The 18,279-nt window shown below is 64.3% G+C and carries 15 protein-coding genes and 1 tRNA gene; 7 read left to right on the top strand and 9 right to left on the bottom strand.

The genetic code is table 11. The features are described 5' to 3' along the window. Position 1: 1 nt before the first annotated feature. From RS9916_RS11090 to tilS, 4 genes are read right to left on the bottom strand one after another with little or no spacing between them, the layout of a single operon-like run. The gene (locus tag RS9916_RS11090) at positions 2-2,968 is read right to left on the bottom strand and encodes an ABC transporter transmembrane domain-containing protein (RefSeq protein WP_007099510.1); all 2,967 of its coding nucleotides are present in this window, start codon (positions 2,966-2,968) and stop codon (positions 2-4) included. Next, positions 2,965-3,732 carry a peptidylprolyl isomerase gene (locus tag RS9916_RS11095; RefSeq protein WP_232199577.1) on the bottom strand — a complete coding sequence of 256 codons (768 nt, stop codon included), beginning with the start codon at positions 3,730-3,732 and terminating at the stop codon, positions 2,965-2,967. Before RS9916_RS11095 ends, RS9916_RS11090 begins: the two co-directional genes overlap by 4 nt. Before the next feature lie 46 nt (positions 3,733-3,778). Further along, complete coding sequence (locus tag RS9916_RS11100; RefSeq protein ID WP_007099512.1) at positions 3,779-4,621, bottom strand: hypothetical protein; 843 nt, start codon at positions 4,619-4,621, stop codon at positions 3,779-3,781. Between the two features lie 6 nt (positions 4,622-4,627). After that, complete coding sequence (gene tilS, locus RS9916_RS11105; RefSeq protein WP_007099513.1) at positions 4,628-5,656, bottom strand: tRNA lysidine(34) synthetase TilS; 1,029 nt, start codon at positions 5,654-5,656, stop codon at positions 4,628-4,630. A gap of 35 nt (positions 5,657-5,691) precedes the next feature. Here tilS and RS9916_RS11110 point away from each other — a divergent pair, with 35 nt between their 5' ends. The 3 genes from RS9916_RS11110 to RS9916_RS11120 all read left to right on the top strand — a co-directional run bounded on the left by RS9916_RS11110 (position 5,692) and on the right by RS9916_RS11120 (position 9,488). Continuing rightward, complete coding sequence (locus tag RS9916_RS11110) at positions 5,692-6,465, top strand: DUF561 domain-containing protein (RefSeq protein WP_007099514.1); 774 nt, start codon at positions 5,692-5,694, stop codon at positions 6,463-6,465. A 137-nt stretch (positions 6,466-6,602) separates the two neighbouring features. After that, positions 6,603-8,639, top strand: coding sequence for an excinuclease ABC subunit UvrB (uvrB, locus tag RS9916_RS11115; protein WP_007099515.1), 2,037 nt, complete (start codon positions 6,603-6,605; stop codon positions 8,637-8,639). Positions 8,640-8,648: 9 nt separating this feature from the next. Then, the gene (locus RS9916_RS11120; protein ID WP_007099516.1) at positions 8,649-9,488 is read left to right on the top strand and encodes a hypothetical protein; all 840 of its coding nucleotides are present in this window, start codon (positions 8,649-8,651) and stop codon (positions 9,486-9,488) included. Between the two features lie 6 nt (positions 9,489-9,494). On the opposite strand, the gene RS9916_RS11125 is transcribed toward RS9916_RS11120, so the two are convergent. Next, positions 9,495-11,297, bottom strand: a complete 1,803-nt coding sequence (locus RS9916_RS11125; RefSeq protein WP_007099517.1) for an aspartate kinase — start codon at positions 11,295-11,297, stop codon at positions 9,495-9,497. A gap of 30 nt (positions 11,298-11,327) precedes the next feature. Continuing rightward, positions 11,328-12,332 carry a DNA polymerase III subunit delta gene (gene holA, locus RS9916_RS11130; RefSeq protein WP_007099518.1) on the bottom strand — a complete coding sequence of 335 codons (1,005 nt, stop codon included), beginning with the start codon at positions 12,330-12,332 and terminating at the stop codon, positions 11,328-11,330. On the opposite strand from holA, the gene RS9916_RS11135 reads away from it, so the two are divergent. Further along, entirely contained in the window at positions 12,331-13,041 is a 711-nt protein-coding gene (locus tag RS9916_RS11135; protein WP_007099519.1) for a precorrin-8X methylmutase, read from the top strand. The two genes, holA and RS9916_RS11135, sit on opposite strands and share 2 nt — an antisense overlap. A gap of 7 nt (positions 13,042-13,048) precedes the next feature. On the opposite strand, the gene mutS is transcribed toward RS9916_RS11135, so the two are convergent. Further along, the gene (gene mutS / locus RS9916_RS11140) at positions 13,049-15,790 is read right to left on the bottom strand and encodes a DNA mismatch repair protein MutS (protein WP_038024552.1); all 2,742 of its coding nucleotides are present in this window, start codon (positions 15,788-15,790) and stop codon (positions 13,049-13,051) included. A gap of 159 nt (positions 15,791-15,949) precedes the next feature. Between mutS and psbZ the strand changes: the two genes are divergently transcribed. The 3 genes from psbZ to RS9916_RS11155 all read left to right on the top strand — a co-directional run bounded on the left by psbZ (position 15,950) and on the right by RS9916_RS11155 (position 16,841). Continuing rightward, the gene (gene psbZ / locus RS9916_RS11145; RefSeq protein ID WP_007099521.1) at positions 15,950-16,138 is read left to right on the top strand and encodes a photosystem II reaction center protein PsbZ; all 189 of its coding nucleotides are present in this window, start codon (positions 15,950-15,952) and stop codon (positions 16,136-16,138) included. Positions 16,139-16,225: 87 nt separating this feature from the next. Beyond that, positions 16,226-16,702: a 6,7-dimethyl-8-ribityllumazine synthase gene (ribH, locus tag RS9916_RS11150; protein WP_007099522.1), complete on the top strand. Its 477-nt coding sequence runs from the start codon at positions 16,226-16,228 to the stop codon at positions 16,700-16,702. 67 nt (positions 16,703-16,769) lie between these two features. Further along, positions 16,770-16,841, top strand: a tRNA-Gly gene (locus tag RS9916_RS11155). A 6-nt stretch (positions 16,842-16,847) separates the two neighbouring features. On the opposite strand, the gene RS9916_RS11160 is transcribed toward RS9916_RS11155, so the two are convergent. Together RS9916_RS11160 and RS9916_RS11165 are read right to left on the bottom strand one after the other, a co-directional pair. Beyond that, complete coding sequence (locus tag RS9916_RS11160; protein ID WP_007099523.1) at positions 16,848-17,303, bottom strand: GNAT family N-acetyltransferase; 456 nt, start codon at positions 17,301-17,303, stop codon at positions 16,848-16,850. A 21-nt stretch (positions 17,304-17,324) separates the two neighbouring features. After that, on the bottom strand, positions 17,325-18,257 hold the full coding sequence (locus RS9916_RS11165) for an N-acetylmuramoyl-L-alanine amidase (protein ID WP_007099524.1): 933 nt from the start codon (positions 18,255-18,257) through the stop codon (positions 17,325-17,327). Positions 18,258-18,279: the final 22 nt, after the last annotated feature.

Genomic DNA, 18,279 nt, shown 5'->3' on the forward strand with positions numbered 1-18,279 from the left:
GTCAGCCGGCCTCCTGTTGGCGATAAAGCGCGTAGTAGCGGCCGCGTTTGGCCATCAAGTCATCGTGGCTGCCCACTTCGGCCACCACGCCCAGGTGCATCACTACGATCAGGTCGGCCCGGCGCACGGTGGCCAGGCGGTGCGTGATGAAGAACACCGTGCAGTCCTGCAGTGCCCCCACCAGGTTGTCGCAAACCCGCCGTTCGGTTTCGTAGTCGAGGGCGCTGGTGGCCTCGTCCATCACCAGCAGTTTGGGGTTGCTGAGCAGGGTGCGGGCAATGGCGATGCGCTGGCGCTGCCCGCCACTGAGGGATGCACCGCGCTCGCCCACCGGGGTGCTGTACCCACTGGGCAGTCCCATGATGAAGTCATGGGCATCTGCCAATTTGGCGGCCATCACAATCTCATCACTGCCGGCGTCGGGCTGCGTGAGAGCGATGTTTTCGCTGATGGTTCCCGAGAACAACAGCGGGTCCTGAGGCACGATGCCGATCTGGCGGCGAAGCGAATACAGCTCCACTTTGTCGATGTCGTAACCATCGATCAGGATTCGCCCTTCTTCCGGTGCGTAGAGGCGCGGGAGCAGCTTCACCAGCGTGCTTTTGCCGCTGCCGCTCTGGCCGACGATGCCGACGAAGGTGCCGGCCTTCACCTTCAGGTTGATGTCTTTCAGCACCGGAGGTGCTTCGGGCCGGAAGCGGAAGGTGAGGTTCTCGAAGTTCACCGCACCGTCGATGGGCGGCAGGGGCACCTTTGCTTTATCGACGTCACTCGATTCTTGGGGCGTGTCGATCACGTCGGCCAGACGTTCGAAGCTCACCTTTAGCTCCTGGATGTTCTGCCAGATGCTCGAAAGCCTCAGCAGCGGTTGGGTGACGTAGCCGGAAATGATCCGGAAGGCGATCAGCTGGCCGAGGGTGAGGTCACCGCTGAGCACCAGCGTGGCGCCCACCCACAACACCATCAGCTGGGAGAGCTTCTGCAGCACCTGCGAGGTCTGACTCAGCACCGTGCCGCTGATTGTTTTTTCAAACGAACGGTTGATGTAGCCGGCGTAGAGGTCCTGCCAGGAGAAGCGGCTCACCATTTCCACGTTCTGGCTTTTCACGGTCTGGATGCCCGTGAGCACCTCCACCAGATGGCTCTGGGTTTTGGCGTTGGCTTCTGCGGCCTGGCGGTACTGGCGGCGGAACAGGGGTGCTCCGATCAGGGTCAGGCCCACCTGGATCGGCAGCACCACCAGGGCGATCAGAGTCAGCAGCCAGCTGTAGAGCACCATCACCACGATGTAGATCACCGAGAAGGCAGCATCCAGAAGGGTGGTGAGGGCCTGACCGGTGAGGAAGTTGCGGATCTTCTCAAGCTCGCCGATGCGGGACCCCAGTTCACCCACCGGGCGTTTGTCGAAGTAGCCAAGGGGCAGGCGTAGCAGGTGGTCGATCACCTCTGCGCCAAGGCGTTGGTCGATGCGGTTGGTGGTTTCCGAGAACAGGAACGTCTTGAGACTGCCCAGGACCCCTTCCAGCAGGGTCACCACCACCAGCGCGATGCCCAGCACTTGCAGTGTGTCGAGGCTGCGCTGGGTGATCACCTTGTCGATGATCACTTGAATCAGCAGGGGGTTGGCCAGGGCAAACAGCTGCACCACGAAGCTGGCCGCCAGCACCTGAATCAGCACCCCCCGGTGACGTTTCAGCGCTGGCCAGAACCAGGAGGGGCCGAACGTCTCGTTCGGGGTGGTGTTGGTGCGGTCAAGCAGCAGCAGGTCGATGCCTTCCGGGAACTTCTCCTCCAGCTGCTCCGGCTTGAGGTTGATGATTCCCTCCTTCGGTGAGGCCAGGGTGAGGCCGTCCTGATTGCTGCGGGCCACCAGAGCGAAACTGTCACCCCACGGAATCAGCGTCGGTGTTTGCAGTCGGGTGCCCATCGCGGCAGCGACCCTGGCGCCAGAGACGTGTAGACCAAGACCTGCGGCGATCTGGCCGCATAAGCGCAGATTGGGGGTTTGGCCGCGGCGGATGGTTTCGCGCAGGATCTTGTCGATCGCATCCCGGCGCACCGGCAGCTTCATCAGCTGCGCCAGCATCTGGAAGCAGGCCAGGGTTTCCTGAAGCACGCCTTCGGCGCGAATCAACCGCAGTTGACCGAGCACATTGCCGCTCGGATCAAAGCGGCTGACGGGGGTCGGTCCACCGGGTTGGGCGCTGAGGGCATCGTCAGAGGGCTCGCTGTTCGCCACCAAAGCAACCGGTGCCCCATCGGCCGCGCTTGGGTCGTCATCAGCACTGCTGAGGATCATCTCCACGAGCGCCGCCGGCAGGCTGATCAGGCGCGCAGGAAACGGTTGGCTTGTGGGCGGAAGCTCGCCGTCGTTCAGGAGCTGGCCGGGCGTGCCGTCGTTCCATGTCGACACCACAAACACCTGGCGTTGCTCGCCTTGGGCGGCCTGGATGGCTGCAGCCTTCAAGGGAACCCGCTGAGCAGCCCGCAAGCTGTCCTGAAGCAGTCGCAGGGAGGTGCCTTCGGTGCGGGCGTTCCCCTGCTGCAGGTCCTGCAGCAGGGTGATCACTTCCTGGCCCCACAACTGGCGATCGCACCAGTCGCGGAAGCTGTCTTCCGTGCCGTAGAGCTCGGCCCACAGTTCATCGCTGATCGAGGCAGCGGTGACTGCATCACTGGCGATCAGGTTTTCGCAGTTGCGTCCACAAAGCAGGCTGGCGGCCCCGAGCACGGCCCCGGGGTCAAATTTTCCGAGGGAGATCAGCCGGCCCTGATCGTTGCCCACCAATCGGGCCCGGCCTTTCAGCAGGATCAACACCCGGCCTGGAATCACCCCGGGTTCCACCAGTTGCTCTCCGAGCTCGAAGGAGAGCATCTCCATGCCGTCGCGCAGGCGCTGCCGCGCTGACTCACTAAGGCCGCGAAACGCTTCGTGCTGAAGCAGCTGATCCAGGTTGATCGGGCTCATGACGCTTCCGCACCGTTGTCAGTGTTGCCCGAAAGGGCTTGGACCCGACGACGGGTGTCTTCTTTCAGCCACTCTTGAAGCAATTCCATCCTCATCTGAGCACCCATCCGCTCGTCGAAACTCGCGGGTGCGAAGCGCTCCAGTCGAGCCACCACCCACCAACGGTCGATGCGGAAGGGTTCGAGCAGCATGCCGGGTTTGGCGGCCCGCAATTTTTCCGACAAGGTCGGATGGGCCTGGTTGAGGGGCACAGGGCCGATCACGCCATTGGTGTTGCGTTCCATCCCTTCGGAGTAGCGCCCGGCTAAGTCGCTGAAATTGGCTTCGCCATGGGCGATGCGCAGGTACAGCTCCTGGGCTTGGGATTGGCTGTTGAGGCGCAGCAGGCTGTAGACGACCCGATCGAGGCGTCCTTTCTGGCCCAGGAAGCGGGCTTCGGCTTTGGCGCCGAATTGCTCCTGCGCGATCTGGGCCATCCGGGCAGGCCGGAAAAGCTGTTCGTAAAACGCGTCTTCGCTCAGGCCGCTATTGCGGATCAGTTCCCCAAGCGCTTCAGGTGAACCCGCGTTTTGCTGTCGTAGGAAGTCGTTGATGACCGTTTGTTCGGTGGCTTCTGGGAGCTCGACGCTGCGGGTGATTTCACTTACCACCATGCGTTCAATCAGTGACTCCAGCAGGCCGTGCCGGGTGAGCAACGCCAAGCCATCGGCACTAAACGACGAGCGCAGATCGGGCAGCGTGGGTTCGAGCACAGGCTTAGGCACCTCGAAAACAGGGTAGTGATGAGATTCAGCCCTTTCCAGCTCTGCATTAATCGTTGTTGAAGGCGATGGTGCGGCGCAGCAGCCAGGGGGTCAGATCGATGCTCTTCGCTGCGATGGTTCGCTCTGGTGCCGGCTTGGTGTCGAGTTCTGCGTCTGTCGATCCCGTGTCTGTCAGCGCTGTGCTCGTTTGCAATGCGTTCGTCTGCACCGTGTTCAAGCTGGCGTCAAGCGTGTCGTGCTTCTCCTCGCTGTTGACGTTGTCTGTGGGGTGGGTGTCGGGTGCGGGCTGATCAGGCTCCGCCATGGGGGCATCGCCCGTGAAGGCGGTCGGAGCTGGGGCGGGGTTGTCGTCAACGCCTGGCTGCACGGGGTCCTCGGTGACACCATCTCCCAGCCAGGGGGTGGCGGATGGTGTGGCCCCAACAGGTGCACTGGGGCTGGCCGCGGCGCTGCCAAGGAAAGGGTCGCGGATCAGTTCCAGCCCAGGGTCGTGGAAAGCCATGGGTGCTGGTGCAGCGTCGTCTGCAGGAGCCACGCTTGGTTCCTGGACAGGATTGGGTGCGGGGGTGGTGGTCGTGATCTGGGCTTCACACCGCTCCACTCCCTGTTCGGCGAGGTCGCGCAGGGTCTCAGGCGGCTGGCTTTGCAGTGCCAGTTGGTAGTGGTGCAGCGCTTGCTCCGGTTGATTCAGCCCATGGAAGTGAATGTGGCCGAGGAGCAGAGCGACAAAAGCCCGCCACGCCAGCCGGGCCTCCTCCTCTGCCTCCCTGCTGCTCGACTCTTCGAGTTGGGCCAGCAGGGTGCTGGCAATCGACTCGGCTTGGGCGAAATCTCCATCCCCGTAGGCCTGTTCAGCGGCGAGATAGTGCTGCTGAACATCACCGTCCACAGGCCCTCACTGTCTGTAGTCCAGTTGTAGTGACTTTCTGTCCCATTGGATGCGCCAGCCGCTAGGGAGATCGCGTCCTCCGGCAGGACTGCCCGCTGCTGTGGCTCGCGCCAGTTCCTCCAGTAGAGGCGCTTTCAGTGGCGGTGCACCGCACGATTGCAACCAGTGGGCGAGCAGGTCACGACGTAGCGGCAAGGGAAGCGCGCCCAACCGCTTGCGTTGCAACACGTTCTCTGCCCCTTCCCCGGCCTTCAAGCTCTCCAGGCTGAGTGCCAGTAAAGTCTGCTGGGTGTCCTGCACCTGGGACAGTCGCTCGGACAGGGCGGCCATGCGCTGTTCGCAGCCGGGATACAGGTCGTTCAGCACCGGCATGACCTCCTGGCGGATGCGGTTGCGGCTGAACCGCAGATTGGTGTTGCTCGGGTCGAGCCAAAGCGGCAGGTTCAGATCACGGCAGATGGCGGCTGTGTCGTCACGATTGAATCCCAGCAAAGGCCGCACCAGATGCACTGCGGGGTGTTGCTCGGCATCAAGGAGGCGTTGTCGGCGCAAGCTGCCAAGGCCGGCAAGGTCGGTGCCCCGCGTGAGCTGCAGCAGCAGGGTTTCCGCCTTGTCGGTGGCGGTGTGGCCGCACACCACCCGGCTCCCCAGCGCAGTGGCGCAGGTGGCCAGCTGCGCGTAGCGCCATCGACGGGCTTCGGCCTCCGTTCGTCCCGTCGCTTCGTTTTTGGCGTTGCGGTCAACGGTGATCGGCAGCCCCTGCCCCAGGCTCCAGGCCTGAAGTTCAGAGGCGATGGCCGCCGAGCCTGGGTGCCAGCTGTGATCGCCATGCCAGAGATGGAGCTCCCAGTGGTGCAGCCGGCTTAAGCCCAGCAAGAGAGCCGTGAGAGCCATGGAGTCCTGGCCGCCGGACACGGCCAGCAGCAGTGGTTCACCAGCAGGAAGCAGCTGCGGGTCTTGAAGCAGGTCCCGGTGCAGACGGTCGTGCCACGCCGTCCAGCTGCGCCTCAGAGGTGGATCGAGTGCTGGATCCATGCGGTGGGAGAATCGACCGATATGACTCTGGCCTGATGACTCGCCTCGCTCAGTTGCCCACCTCTTTGCGTCAGCGCCTCGAGCAACGCTCGGCGCTGAAGGTGATCGCCGGTCTGATGAATTTCGATGCAGCGTCGGTGGCTCGCGTGGCCCGTGCTGCTGGCCATGGTGGTGCTGACCTGATTGACGTGGCCTGCGATCCCGAGCTGGTGGCCCTGGCGATCCGTGAATCCGGTGGTGTGCCAGTTTGCGTGTCCGCCGTGGATCCTGAGTTGTTCCCTGCTGCTGTGGCGGCGGGTGCCCAGATGGTGGAGATCGGCAACTTCGATGCTTTTTATCCTCAGGGCCGCATCTTTGATGCTGCCGAAGTGCTCGCGCTCACCCGTCAGACCCGCGCTCTGCTGCCCGACGTGGTGCTGAGCGTCACCGTTCCCCACGTGCTGCCCATGGATGAGCAGCAGCAGCTGGCTGTGGATCTGGTGGACGCTGGCGCTGACCTGATTCAGACCGAGGGCGGCACCAGCGCCAAGCCTTCCAGCGCCGGCACCTTGGGCCTGATTGAAAAGGCTGCTCCCACCCTCGCCGCCGCCCACAGCATTAGCGCTGGGTTGCAGCAGGCTGGTGTTGAGGCCCCCGTTCTTTGCGCCTCCGGCCTCTCCGCCGTCACCCTCCCAATGGCGATCGCCGCCGGTGCCGCCGGTGTTGGCGTTGGCTCTGCGGTGAACCGCCTCAACGACGAGCTGGCCATGGTCGCCGTGGTGCGTGGCCTGCGTGAAGCTCTCGGCACTGCCGCCGCTGTCCGCAGCTGAACGGTTCGCGTCTGAACGGTTCGCGTTTGGACCGCGGACTCAACACGTCCTCTAAGCCCCCCAGCGATGGGGGGCTTTTTTGTTGGCGTCGCCTCCTAGCCTGAACGGCCTTCACCGACGGCGCCGCTTCCAAGCCCATGCCCGCCTTCGACCTCTCGGCGCCTTACACCCCTAAGGGGGATCAACCCACGGCGATCGCCCAGCTGGTGGAGGGGGTGAACGGCGGTCAGCGCTACCAGACCCTGCTCGGGGCGACGGGCACGGGCAAGACGTTCACGATGGCCAACGTGATCGCCAAAACGGGCCGTCCGGCCCTGGTGCTGGCCCACAACAAGACGCTGGCGGCCCAGCTCTGCAATGAGTTGCGGGAATTCTTCCCCCACAACGCCGTCGAATATTTCATCTCTTACTACGACTACTACCAGCCGGAGGCCTACGTCCCGGTCAGCGACACCTACATCGCCAAAACCGCGTCGATCAATGAGGAGATCGACATGCTGCGCCACTCGGCGACGCGGTCGTTGTTTGAGCGTCGCGATGTGATCGTGGTCGCCTCCATCAGTTGCATTTACGGCCTGGGTATTCCCAGCGAATACCTCAAGGCGTCGGTGAAGTTCCAGGTGGGCGAAAGCCTGGATCTACGCGGCTCATTGCGTGATCTGGTGAACAACCAGTACAGCCGCAACGACACCGACATCACCCGTGGGCGCTTCCGGGTGCGTGGGGATGTGCTCGAGATCGGCCCGGCTTACGAAGACCGCCTTGTGCGGATCGAGTTGTTTGGTGATGAGGTGGAGGCGATCCGCTACGTGGATCCCACCACTGGCGAAATCCTCCAGAGCATGGAGGCGATCAATATCTATCCCGCCAAGCACTTCGTCACCCCTAAGGAGCGCCTCGACACTGCCATCAAAGACATCCGCTCGGAACTCAAGGAGCGGCTGGATTTCCTCAATACCGAAGGAAAGTTGCTGGAGGCGCAACGGCTTGAGCAGCGCACCACCTACGACCTGGAGATGCTGGGCCAGGTGGGCTATTGCAATGGTGTTGAGAACTACGCCCGCCATCTGGCAGGCCGTGAGCCCGGTACAGCGCCGGAATGCCTGATTGATTATTTCCCCGACGACTGGCTGTTGATCGTCGACGAGAGCCATGTCACCTGTTCACAGCTGCAGGCCATGTACAACGGCGATCAGGCTCGCAAGAAGGTGCTGATCGATCACGGTTTCCGCCTCCCCAGCGCTGCGGACAACCGACCGTTGAAGGGCGACGAGTTCTGGACCAAAGCGCGGCAGACCGTGTTTGTGAGTGCCACTCCTGGCAACTGGGAGATGGAGGTGAGTTCAGGGCAGGTCGCTGAGCAAGTGATTCGTCCGACGGGTGTGCTCGATCCTGTGGTGGAAGTGCGGCCCACCACCGGTCAGGTGGATGACCTGCTCGGTGAGATCCGCAGCCGTGCCAAGAAGCAGCAGCGGGTGCTGGTCACGACCCTCACCAAGCGGATGGCGGAAGACCTCACGGATTATCTGGCGGAGAATGAGGTGCGGGTGCGCTACCTGCACTCCGAGATCCATTCGATCGAGCGGATCGAGATCATCCAAGACCTGCGCCTTGGCGAATACGACGTGCTCGTGGGCGTCAACCTCCTGCGGGAAGGTCTCGACCTGCCGGAGGTGTCGTTGGTGGCCATCCTCGATGCCGATAAAGAAGGTTTCCTGCGGGCGGAGCGCTCCCTGATTCAGACCATCGGCCGGGCCGCGCGGCACGTGGAAGGGGTGGCGCTGCTCTACGCCGACAACATGACCGATTCGATGGCGAAGGCGATCGAAGAGACCGAGCGTCGCCGCAAGATCCAGCAGACCTACAACGACAAGCACGGCATCGTGCCCACGGCGGCCGGCAAGAAGGCGAGCAACTCGATCCTCTCGTTTTTGGAGTTGTCGCGGAAGCTCAAGACCGAAGGCCCGGATGCCGATCTGGTGCAGGTGGCGGGTCAGGCCGTGAAGGCGATTGAAGACGACAGCGAAGGCATGGCCCTTGATGCCCTCCCGGAACTGATTGATCAGCTGGAGGTGCGCATGAAGGAGGCGGCCAAGAAGCTTGATTTCGAGGAGGCCGCCAACCTGCGCGATCGGATCAAACAGCTGCGTCAGAAACTGGTGGGGAAGGGCTGACTTCCACTCTTGACCTCGTCCTTTGCTGCTGCGGTCACCACTTACGACGCTGCGGCACAGCCTCAGCGCCTTGCTGCGATGCAGCTGGTGGCAGAGGCGCATCGCTGCATCACGGCTGGTGAGTCCTGCAGTGCCGATGTGTTGCCGACCTGTTTGCTGGATCTCGGTTGCGGCACCGGGCTCGCCACTCGCCTCTGGTTGGATCAGCTTCAGGCTTCAGGTCAGCCTGTCCCCGACCAGGTGCTGCTGGTGGATCAAGCAGCGGCCATGGTCGAACGGGCTCGCGCTGTGGTGGCGGAGCGTCATGGGGCCGTGACCGGTTTGGTGCTGGATGCGTTTCAGCCAGAGGCCGTTGCTGTGTTGGCCCCTCAGCTGCCGCTGAACGGGAGCCGGCTTCTGCTCTCCAGCTATGCGCTGCAGTGGAGTCCGACGCCCCTGACGGTGCTCCAGCAGGTTTGGGCCCCATGGCTGCGTGCCGGTGATTGGCTGGCCCTGGCGGTGCCGGATGCTGGCAGTTTTCAGGTGTTGCGTCGGGCCTTGGCCGCGGCGGAGCTGCCCTCCCATCTGCTCAAGCTGCCGGATCAGGAGGCTTTGAGCGGGCCGGTGGCTCAGCGCGCTTTGGCGTCTCAGTTTCTGTGGGTGGCGGGCGGTTCGTTTGCCAATGGGGTGCCGGTGCCATCAGCCCTGGCCTATCTGCGCCATTTCGCCCTGATCGGGGCTCGGCCGCAGCGTTCTCCCTATTCCCGCATCCAGCTGGTGCGTTTGCGGCGCTGCCTGGATCAGCAGCTCAGCGTTGGAACCGCTGAGCTCGATTACCACTCCACCTGGATGCTTCTGCGGCGCCGCTGAGTGCTTTCAGGCGTCGAGCGGTGATTCGGTGCCCTGGGCCTGGTGAATCGTGTTGCCTCCCAAGCCAAAACCGGCATGCACCGCCTGCAGCGCGGCCACTCCATCGTCTTCCGCCACCACGCAGCTGGTGCGGATTTCGCTGGTGGCGATCAGTTCGATGTTGAGCCCTGCATCCGCGAGCGTCCGGAACATGCGAGCGGCTGTGCCTGCTGTGGCTGGCATGCCGGCACCAACTGCACTCACCCGGGCAATCGCTGGACCATCTTCCAGTTGCGCTCCGGGCCATTGCGCCAGCAGCGGTGCCAGGGCCTGATCAGCACGGCCGCGATCCTCGCGTTTGAGGGTGAAGCTGATGTCGCGGCTGCCGTCGGCGTGTTGCCGTTCCGACTGCACGATCGAATCAAGGCTGATGCCGGCATCGGCCAGGGCTGAGCAAAGAGAGGCGGCTGTGCCGGGCTTGTCGGGCACGTGGCGCACGCTCACCTGGGCCTGGTCGCGGTCGAGAGCGACACCGCGCACTTCGGGGTCGTCCGCGCCCGATGCCGGTGGATTCAGATGCACCTGCTGATCGTTGAGTTCAAAGGCTGTGGTCACGGCTCGAAGAGCCTTTGCGCCTTGGTCGGCGTCGATCACACAGCTCACCTTCACCTCGCTGGTGGCAATCAGCCGGAGGTTGATCCCCTCTCGGGACAGGGTGTCGAACAGGCCAGCGGCGATGCCGGGTCGGCCCATGATGCCGGCGCCATTGATGCTCAGCTTGCTCATGCCGCCTTCGGCCACCAGTTGACCGCCCCAGTCGTCCAGAAGGCTGGCGCAGATGCTGCGGGCCTGCTCCAGATCCGCCTCGGCCACGGTGAAGGTGATGTCGTTGCTGCTGCCTTCGTGGGTGGCCTGAATGATTAGGTCCACATTCACGCCGCCGGCTGACAGGGCTTCAAACAGTTGAGCGGCGACGCCGGGTTGATCCGGCACATGAGAGAGGGCCAGCACCGCTTGCCCCTCCACCAGGTCGGCGCCATCCACCGGCCGCCCCAGTTCCAGGCCCTCGCGGCCAATCGGCCGGGCACTGCGGCTGGTGAGTGTGGTGCCGGGCTCATCACTCCAGCTGGAGCGCACCACCAGCGTCACCCCATAGTTGCGGGCAATCTCCACGGCGCGGGGGTGCAGCACCGCAGCTCCCAAGCTGGCCAGCTCCAGCATTTCGTCGCAGCTCACCTCAGGCATCAGCTGGGCATCCGCCACCTTGCGCGGGTCAGTGGTGAGCACCCCCGGCACATCGGTGTAGATCTCACAGGCATCTGCGCCGAGGGCCGCGGCCAAGGCCACGGCTGAGGTGTCGGATCCGCCTCGCCCCAGGGTGGTGATCTCGGCGGTGCCACCGCTGCTTTGGCTGGTGCCCTGGAAACCGGCGACCACCACCACTTGGCCTTCAGTGAGGCGACTGCGTAGACGGTCGGTGCGCACCTCCAGGATGCGGGCCCGGCCATGGGCGGATTCGGTCACGATGCCCACCTGAGGACCGGTCATGGAGACGGCCGGGATGCCCAGGGTGTTGAGCGCCATGGAGAGCAGAGCGATCGACACCTGCTCGCCGGTGGCCAGCAGCATGTCCATCTCCCGCTGGGGCGGGTTGCTGCTGATCGCCCGGGCCTTGCTGGTGAGTTCGTCGGTGGTGTGGCCCATGGCCGACACCACGATCACCAGATCGTGGCCGTCCTCCTTGCTGGCGGCAATGCGACGGGCCACCGCCTGAATGCGCTCCACATCCGCCACGGAGGTGCCGCCGAATTTCTGCACCAGCAGGGCCATGCCAGCCGTCTCATACCGCTGGCGATTGTCTCACTGGGCTTCCCCAGCGGTGCCCGCCCCCAGCAGGCCGTCGCGGAAGGCTGCCGCCGGTTGGGCTCCGCGTTTGAGGGCCGCTTCCACTTCCAGCAGCCGGCCCAGCAGGTTGAGGCAGCGGGTCGGTGGGCGCCCTTGCAGTTGCTTGCGCATCACGTAGATGCGTTTGGGGTTGCCGATGCCGGCCGCTTTGGCAATCACTGCCACATCCCGCTCCCCCTGTTGCTCCATCAGGCTCACCCACAGCCATCCGCGGATCTGGCCGGTGAGGGTGGCCACGATGCGCAGAGCCGGCTCCCCCGCATCAATCAGTGCATCAAGGCAGCTGATGGCTTCCCCCACCTGACCTTCCAGCAGGGCATCACCCACCTGCAGGGCATTGGTGGCCTGACCATCGATCATCGTGGCCACCGCATCGGCGCTGATCCGGGTGCTTCCGCAGCTGGCAGCGTGCAGGGCCAGTTTCTGCAATTCGGCGCTGAGCCTGGCGCTGTCGCTGCCGATCGTGTCGATCAGCGCATCGATGGCGTCGGGCTCGAGGTCGAGGTTGAGATCGCTGGCGGTGCGCTGCACCAGTTGGCGTTGACCCGCTCCGTCCCAGATGGCGGGCAGTTGAAACGACTGCTCGGCCGCCTGCTTGGCCTTGATGCGTTGTTGCAAGGCCTTGGTGGTGCGCAGACGCCCGTCCGGCTTGGCTGGATTGCACAACACCAGATGGCTGGTGTCCGGGATCAGGTCCAGGGCGTTATCAAAACGGTCGGCCAGGTCGCTTGGGCAGGCATTGCAGAAGGGGGAGCGTTGCAGGAGCACCAGGCGGTCACCTCCGCCGAAGGGCGGCGTGCGCGCCTCCTCCAAGGCCTGCAGGGCCTGGCTGCTGTCGGCACCATCCAGACGGCTGAGGTTGATGCTGCTCCAGGTCGGGTCGACGACCTGATCGATAAGCTTGCCCACGGCCCTTTCGAGGGCGGCGCTGTCATCCCCCCAGAAGAGATGCACGGGCATGGTCGGGACGACCGCAGACGATGCTGAAGTCTGCCCCCTGCCGCCAGCTCCTGTGACCCGCGAGGTTGTCAGCGACCATCCGATCTTCACGGAAAGCATTCGGCGCATCCGTGTGTTGCTGGGTGATACCGGCCTGGATGCTCTGCAGCAGCAGGTGTTGGAGCGGTTGGTGCACAGCAGCGGTGATCCCGGTTTAGCCCCTTTGCTGCGCTTCAGTGATGGTGCCTGTGAGCGCGGGTTGGCGGCTTTGAAGGCGGGTGCCGCCATCCTCACCGACACCGCCATGGCGGCGGCGGCGGTCTCGCCGATGGCGCGGCGCACGGGGGCGAATGCGGTGTGCGGTCTGTTGGATTGGGCACCGGACCGAGCACCGGAGGGATCGACCCGATCGGCCGCTGCCATGGCGCAGGCCTGGAGGGCCTTGACCACCCAGGCTGAGGCCGCTGGCCAGCCGATGCCGTTGGTGTTGGTGGGCAGTGCGCCCACGGCCCTTGAGCAGCTGATTGATCAGCTGGAGGCAGGGGCTCCGGCCCCCAGTCTGGTGATCGGCATGCCGGTGGGATTTGTGGGGGTGCCAGAAAGCAAGCGCCGTTTGGCCAGCACCGATCTGGCTCAGATTCGCCTGGAGGGCACCCGTGGAGGTGCCGGTCTGGTGGGTGCGGCCTGCAATGCCCTGCTCAGGGCGGCAGCGCTAGAGGGGCAGGGGTGAAGCCTGTTCAGGCCGCCAGGCGATCCAGCACCTGTTGCGCCCGTTGCACCACCGACGTGGGCACACCGGCCAACCGGGCCGCTTCGATGCCGTAACTGCGGCTGGCCCCCCCTGGGGCGACGCGATGCAAAAACACCAGGTCATCGCCGGTTTCTTCCACCAGCACCTGGAAATTGGCCACATTGGCGCGCTGTTCCGCCAGGGCATTGAGCTCGTGGTAGTGGGTGGCGAACACCGTGCGGGCCTGGAGATCGCCGGCGAGATGTTCACTCACCGCCCAGGCAATCGAGAGCCCGTCAAAGGTGGCTGTGCCCCGGCCGATCTCATCCAGCAGCACCAGGGAACGTTCGCTGGCGTGGTGAAGGATGTTGGCGGTTTCCGCCATCTCCACCATGAAGGTGGACTGACCGGCGGCCAGATCGTCGACGGCGCCGACGCGGGTGAAGATCCGGTCGGCGATGCCGATTGCTGCCGATTGCGCCGGCACCCAGCCACCCACCTGAGCCAGCAGCTGAATCAGACCGATCTGGCGCAGGTAGCAACTCTTGCCGCTGGCATTGGGGCCGGTGAGCACCACCAGATCGGTGCTGTCTCCGAGCTGCACATCGTTGGGGGTGAAGCGTTCCTCCACCAGCAGCTGTTCCACCACCGGATGGCGCCCTGCCTCCACGGTCAGCTCGCGGCTGTCGTTCACCGTTGGCGCGCACCAGCCTTCAGTGGCGGCCACATCAGCCAGGCTGCTGAGCGCATCGAGACCGGCCACGGCTCTGGCGGCTCGGCGGATGGCCTCGGCGTAGGAGCCCACCTGTTCGCGCAGCTGGCAGAACAGTTCGTATTCCCGCTGGGCGGCCCGGGCCTTGAGTTGGAAGATGGTGCCTTCCCTCGCTTTGAGGTCGGGGGTGATGAAGCGTTCTTCGTTGGCCAGGGTCTGACGGCGGATCCAGTGGTCCGGCACGGCCGTCGACTTGGCCCGACTGACGGAGAGGAAATAGCCGAAAGTGCGGTGGTACTGCAGGCGGAGATTGGCGTTGCCGCTCAGCTGACGTTCCTGCTGTTCCTGGTCAGCCAGCCAGCTGTCTTGATCGTCGAGTTGGTTGCGCAGGCCATCGAGCAGGGGGTCGACACCGTCATGGATCAAGCCCCCCTCGCTCAGGCTCAGTGGCGGGGTGTCGATCAGTTGGTGGCGGATCGTTTGCGCGAGGGTCAGCAGGTCTGGGTCTGGCACCAGCAGATGGGCGAGCCAATCCGGTCCGTCGGTTAACCGGTCGCGCAGGAGACCGGCCAGCTGGGGCAGGCGTTCCAGGCCATCGGCGATGGCCACCAGATCCCGCGCACCGGCCTGGCCAGCACCGGCCCGACCGGCCAGGCGTTCCAGGTCACCCATCGGCCGCAGCAGCCGACGCAAGGCCTGCCGCAGGGGTCGGGTTTGTACCAGGGTGCTCACACTCGCCTGGCGCTGCTGAATGGCGCGGGTCTGCACCAGCGGAGCCTCCAACCAACGGCGCAAACACCGCCCTCCCATGGCTGTGAGGGTGCGGTCGATCGCCCACAGCAGTGACCCTTGAAACTGCCCGTCGCGCTGGGTGCTGGTCAATTCAAGGTTGCGGCGCGTCTGCGCATCCAGCACCAGCGCATCACCGCTGAATCGCAACTGGGGCCGCTCCAGCGGCGGTGCATGCAACGCGTCGCCTTCCAGCGGGCGGGTGTCCTGCAGATAGGCCATCAATCCGCCCGCGGCCCGCAGGGCCAAGGGGTGCTCCTGGAGTCCAAGGCCATCGAGGGTGCTGAGCCTGTAGTGGTTCAGCAGCGCCTGTTCGGCTTCCGGGCGGCTGAAGGGGGTGTTGGCCATCGCAGTGAGCTGGAGCCGGTCCGGGCACCAGGCCGGTCGGTCGTCGGGTGCTCCACCCCACACCAGTTCGGCGGCCTCCAGCCGCGCCAGCTCCTGGTGCAGGTCACTGCTGCCTTCCATCTGCTGCAGCACCAGTTCGCCTGTGCTCACATCGGCGCTGGCAAGACCCCAGCGGAACGGTTGTTTCCCTTGAGCGGGTTCCACCACCACGGCTGCCAGCCAGTTGTTGCGGCGGGCGCTGAGCATGCCTTCTTCAAGCACCGTTCCCGGGGTCAGCACCCGAGTGATGTCGCGCTTGAGCAACGTGCCTTTTGCACTTCCCTTGGCCGGGGCTGCCTCCAACTGATCGCACAGGGCCACGCTGCGCCCCTTGCGGATCAGGTCGGCGCAGTAGCGCTCGGCCGCATGGTGGGGGATGCCTGCCATCGGCACCCGGCCGATGCTTTTGCCTCCTTCCTTGCCGGTGAGGGTCAGCTCAAGAAGCCGAGACAGTTCGATGGCGTCTTCGAAAAAACACTCGAAGAAGTCCCCCAGTCGGTACAGCAGCACCCGTTCGGGATGGGCGGCTTTCAGTTCGACGTAATGCCGCAGCATCGGTGTGAGCTGCAGTGGGTCCACCAGGCTGTGGTGACTCCAGGCCGGCAGGTCGTTGTCGGCTGTGTCTTCGTTGAAGGCTGTTCCTTCGCTGTCGGCGCGTTCTGCGCCTGAGGCTGCCTCTCGTGGTGGGCCCTCGCCGGTGTCGCTTGCTGCTGGCGCCTGGCGTTGCCGTGGTCGGCTTTGTGCATCCGCGGTGAGGGACGCGTCATCGAGTTCTGGACTGGCTTCGGGGCTGCTTGCAGCGCTCCGTCGTTCCTTGCCGCTGGCCTCGGGTTCGCCAAACAGATTGCCCTGCAGGGCCATGTCCAGTTGGGGCACGCAGGGGTCCGGCGGGGGGACGATCGTAAGGGGGCTGCCTCGGGGAGCATCACCACAAGCTGTAAAGGTTGGTCGCGTCCATGCCGGGCCCGTTAGCCCCCGCATGTGAGAATCCGGTGCACCGACCTGGCGTCGACTTAATCCATGCAGATCCTCAACACCCTCACCGTTCTGGCCCTGGTGGTGATGTCGTTTGCCCTGATTGTGGCCGTCCCCGTTCTTTACGCCTCCAGCGAAGACAGTGGCCGTTCCAACCGTCTGATCCTTTTGGGTGGCATTGCCTGGGTGGCTCTGGTGCTTCTCAACTGGGGTGTGAGCTTTTTCGTGGTCTGAGTCAGACCGCTCTTCCGTCTGATTGCTATTGATCACTGTTGTGGCTCCCACCGGAGTGGGAGCATGTGATCAGTTTCTGCCGGTTTCATGGCCACTTTTGAGGGTCGCTTCACCGATGCCCAGGGGCTACGGATCGGCGTTGTGGTGGCGCGTTTCAACGATCTCGTCACCAGCAAGCTGCTGAGTGGCTGTCTGGATTGTCTGTCTCGCCATGGTGTGGATGCGTCGGCCACCAGTGCCCAACTGGATGTGGCCTGGGTGCCTGGATCCTTCGAGCTGCCCTTGGTTGCCCAAGCGATGGCACGCAGTGGTCGGTACGACGTGCTGATCACCCTCGGTGCCGTGATTCGCGGTGACACCCCCCATTTCGATGTGGTTGTGGCGGAGGCCAGCAAAGGGGTTGCCGCTGTGTCGCGCGACAGCGGCGTGCCGGTGATCTTCGGGGTGCTCACCACCGACACCATGCAGCAGGCGCTCGAGCGTGCCGGAATCAAGAGCAATCTGGGCTGGAGCTACGGCTTGGAGGCTCTGGAGATGGGCTCCTTGATGAAAGCGCTGGCTTGATTGCCGGAGGGCACCTCTGTGGTGCATACTTTCCTGGTCGCGAGGGAAACATCCTCACGGCCGACCTGCGGATGTAGCTCAGTGGTAGAGCATCTCCTTGCCAAGGAGAGGGTCGAGAGTTCGAATCTCTTCATCCGCTCTTGATTTATTGCCTGCGAATCAGCAATTGCTGGGGATTCGCATCACAAAAACCAAGTTGTTTGTAAAACCCGGCGCTGTTCGTGGTCATCAAATACACCCGTTCCACGTTGCGGATTGCTGGAGCCGTCAGCAGGGCCTCCACCACCCGTCGTCCCAGGCCTCTGCCCTGTAGATCACCGGCCACCACCACGTCCCAGAGCACGGCGCGGTGAATCCCGTCGCTGTGGGCCCTTCCGAAGCCCACCATGCGCTTGCCGCGCCACAGGGTCACCACCACGGTGCTCCCCGCCAGCATGCGTTTGAGATCGCTTTGGGTGCGGCTCTCAGCCCAGAAGGCGTGTTTGTGGAACAGCCGTTGCAGTTTCAGCAGCCCTCGGCTGGGGCGAAGATCCGGGCCGCAGCCCAGCCAGCGCAGGCCGGGAGCTCCAGGGGCATGTTCAACCAGGCGTATGCGGGCCATGGCATCGGAGGTGAATCTTCATCATCCGCCCCGGAGTTCTCCCAGGCTGAAGGGGGTGTACTGCACTGAGATTCCGAACTCTTCGGCGAACTCGAGCACCCGGCACCAGGCACGCGGTGTGCCATTGCTGGTGTCCGGTCGCAGGATGCCCCGCAGGATCACGGGAGCTTCGCGGCTCTGGAGGACCATCTCAAACAGCGGCCAGCCAACGGAAGCTTGAATGCCGTCCGGGCGGTAGGTGGGGGCGACGTCCAGGCTGCCGATCAGCACCCGCTGTTGCGCGCTGTCCCAGCTGTAGGAGATGCCATAGCGATTCAACAGGTCAGCGACGCGAGCCCAGCTGAGCCCTGCTGCATCGATCGCCACCTCTAGCTCGTCCCCGCGCACACGCATGTGGCTGGTGCGCTTGAAGCGCAGAGCGGAGGCATCGCTGACGGCTGTCGCAGGTGGCGCCGCCGTGCTGGAGGCGGGGTTGTTGAGCAGTGTGCGGATGCGCTCGCGCAATTGCTCGCCGCCGTCATGGCTGCCGTTCCGCTCCAGTTGCCACAGGTCCCAGCGTTCGCCGGTTCCACCCCAGAGCATGGGCCCGTAGTTGTCATGCATGATCCGCCCGTCCCGGTTGGAGGCGGCCTCGGCATGGGTCATCACCCTCGCAATCGTGATGGCGTCTGCGTCCCAGCCCCAACTGCGGGCGATGGCTGCGGTTTCCTGGCACAGCCCCTCCAGTTGCTCCGCTGATGGGGGCTGGCTCCAGGGATCGGGCTGACCGCCCATGCAGGCGCAGGCCAGGGCGATGGAATTGCTGTTGCGGCCCCAGGTGTGAGCAGGTAGGTCCACCCCGTAGGAATGCAGCCGGTGGACCCGGCCATCGCCGGTGATGATCGAGTGGTAGTGGCCGGGCCGAATCCAGTCGTAGCCGGTGGCGGTCCAGTGCAGATAGATCGTGGCTGCCATGGCTCCTGCTTAGCCAGATCCT

This window comes from Synechococcus sp. RS9916 (assembly GCF_000153825.1).
Lineage (GTDB): Bacteria > Cyanobacteriota > Cyanobacteriia > PCC-6307 > Cyanobiaceae > Synechococcus_C.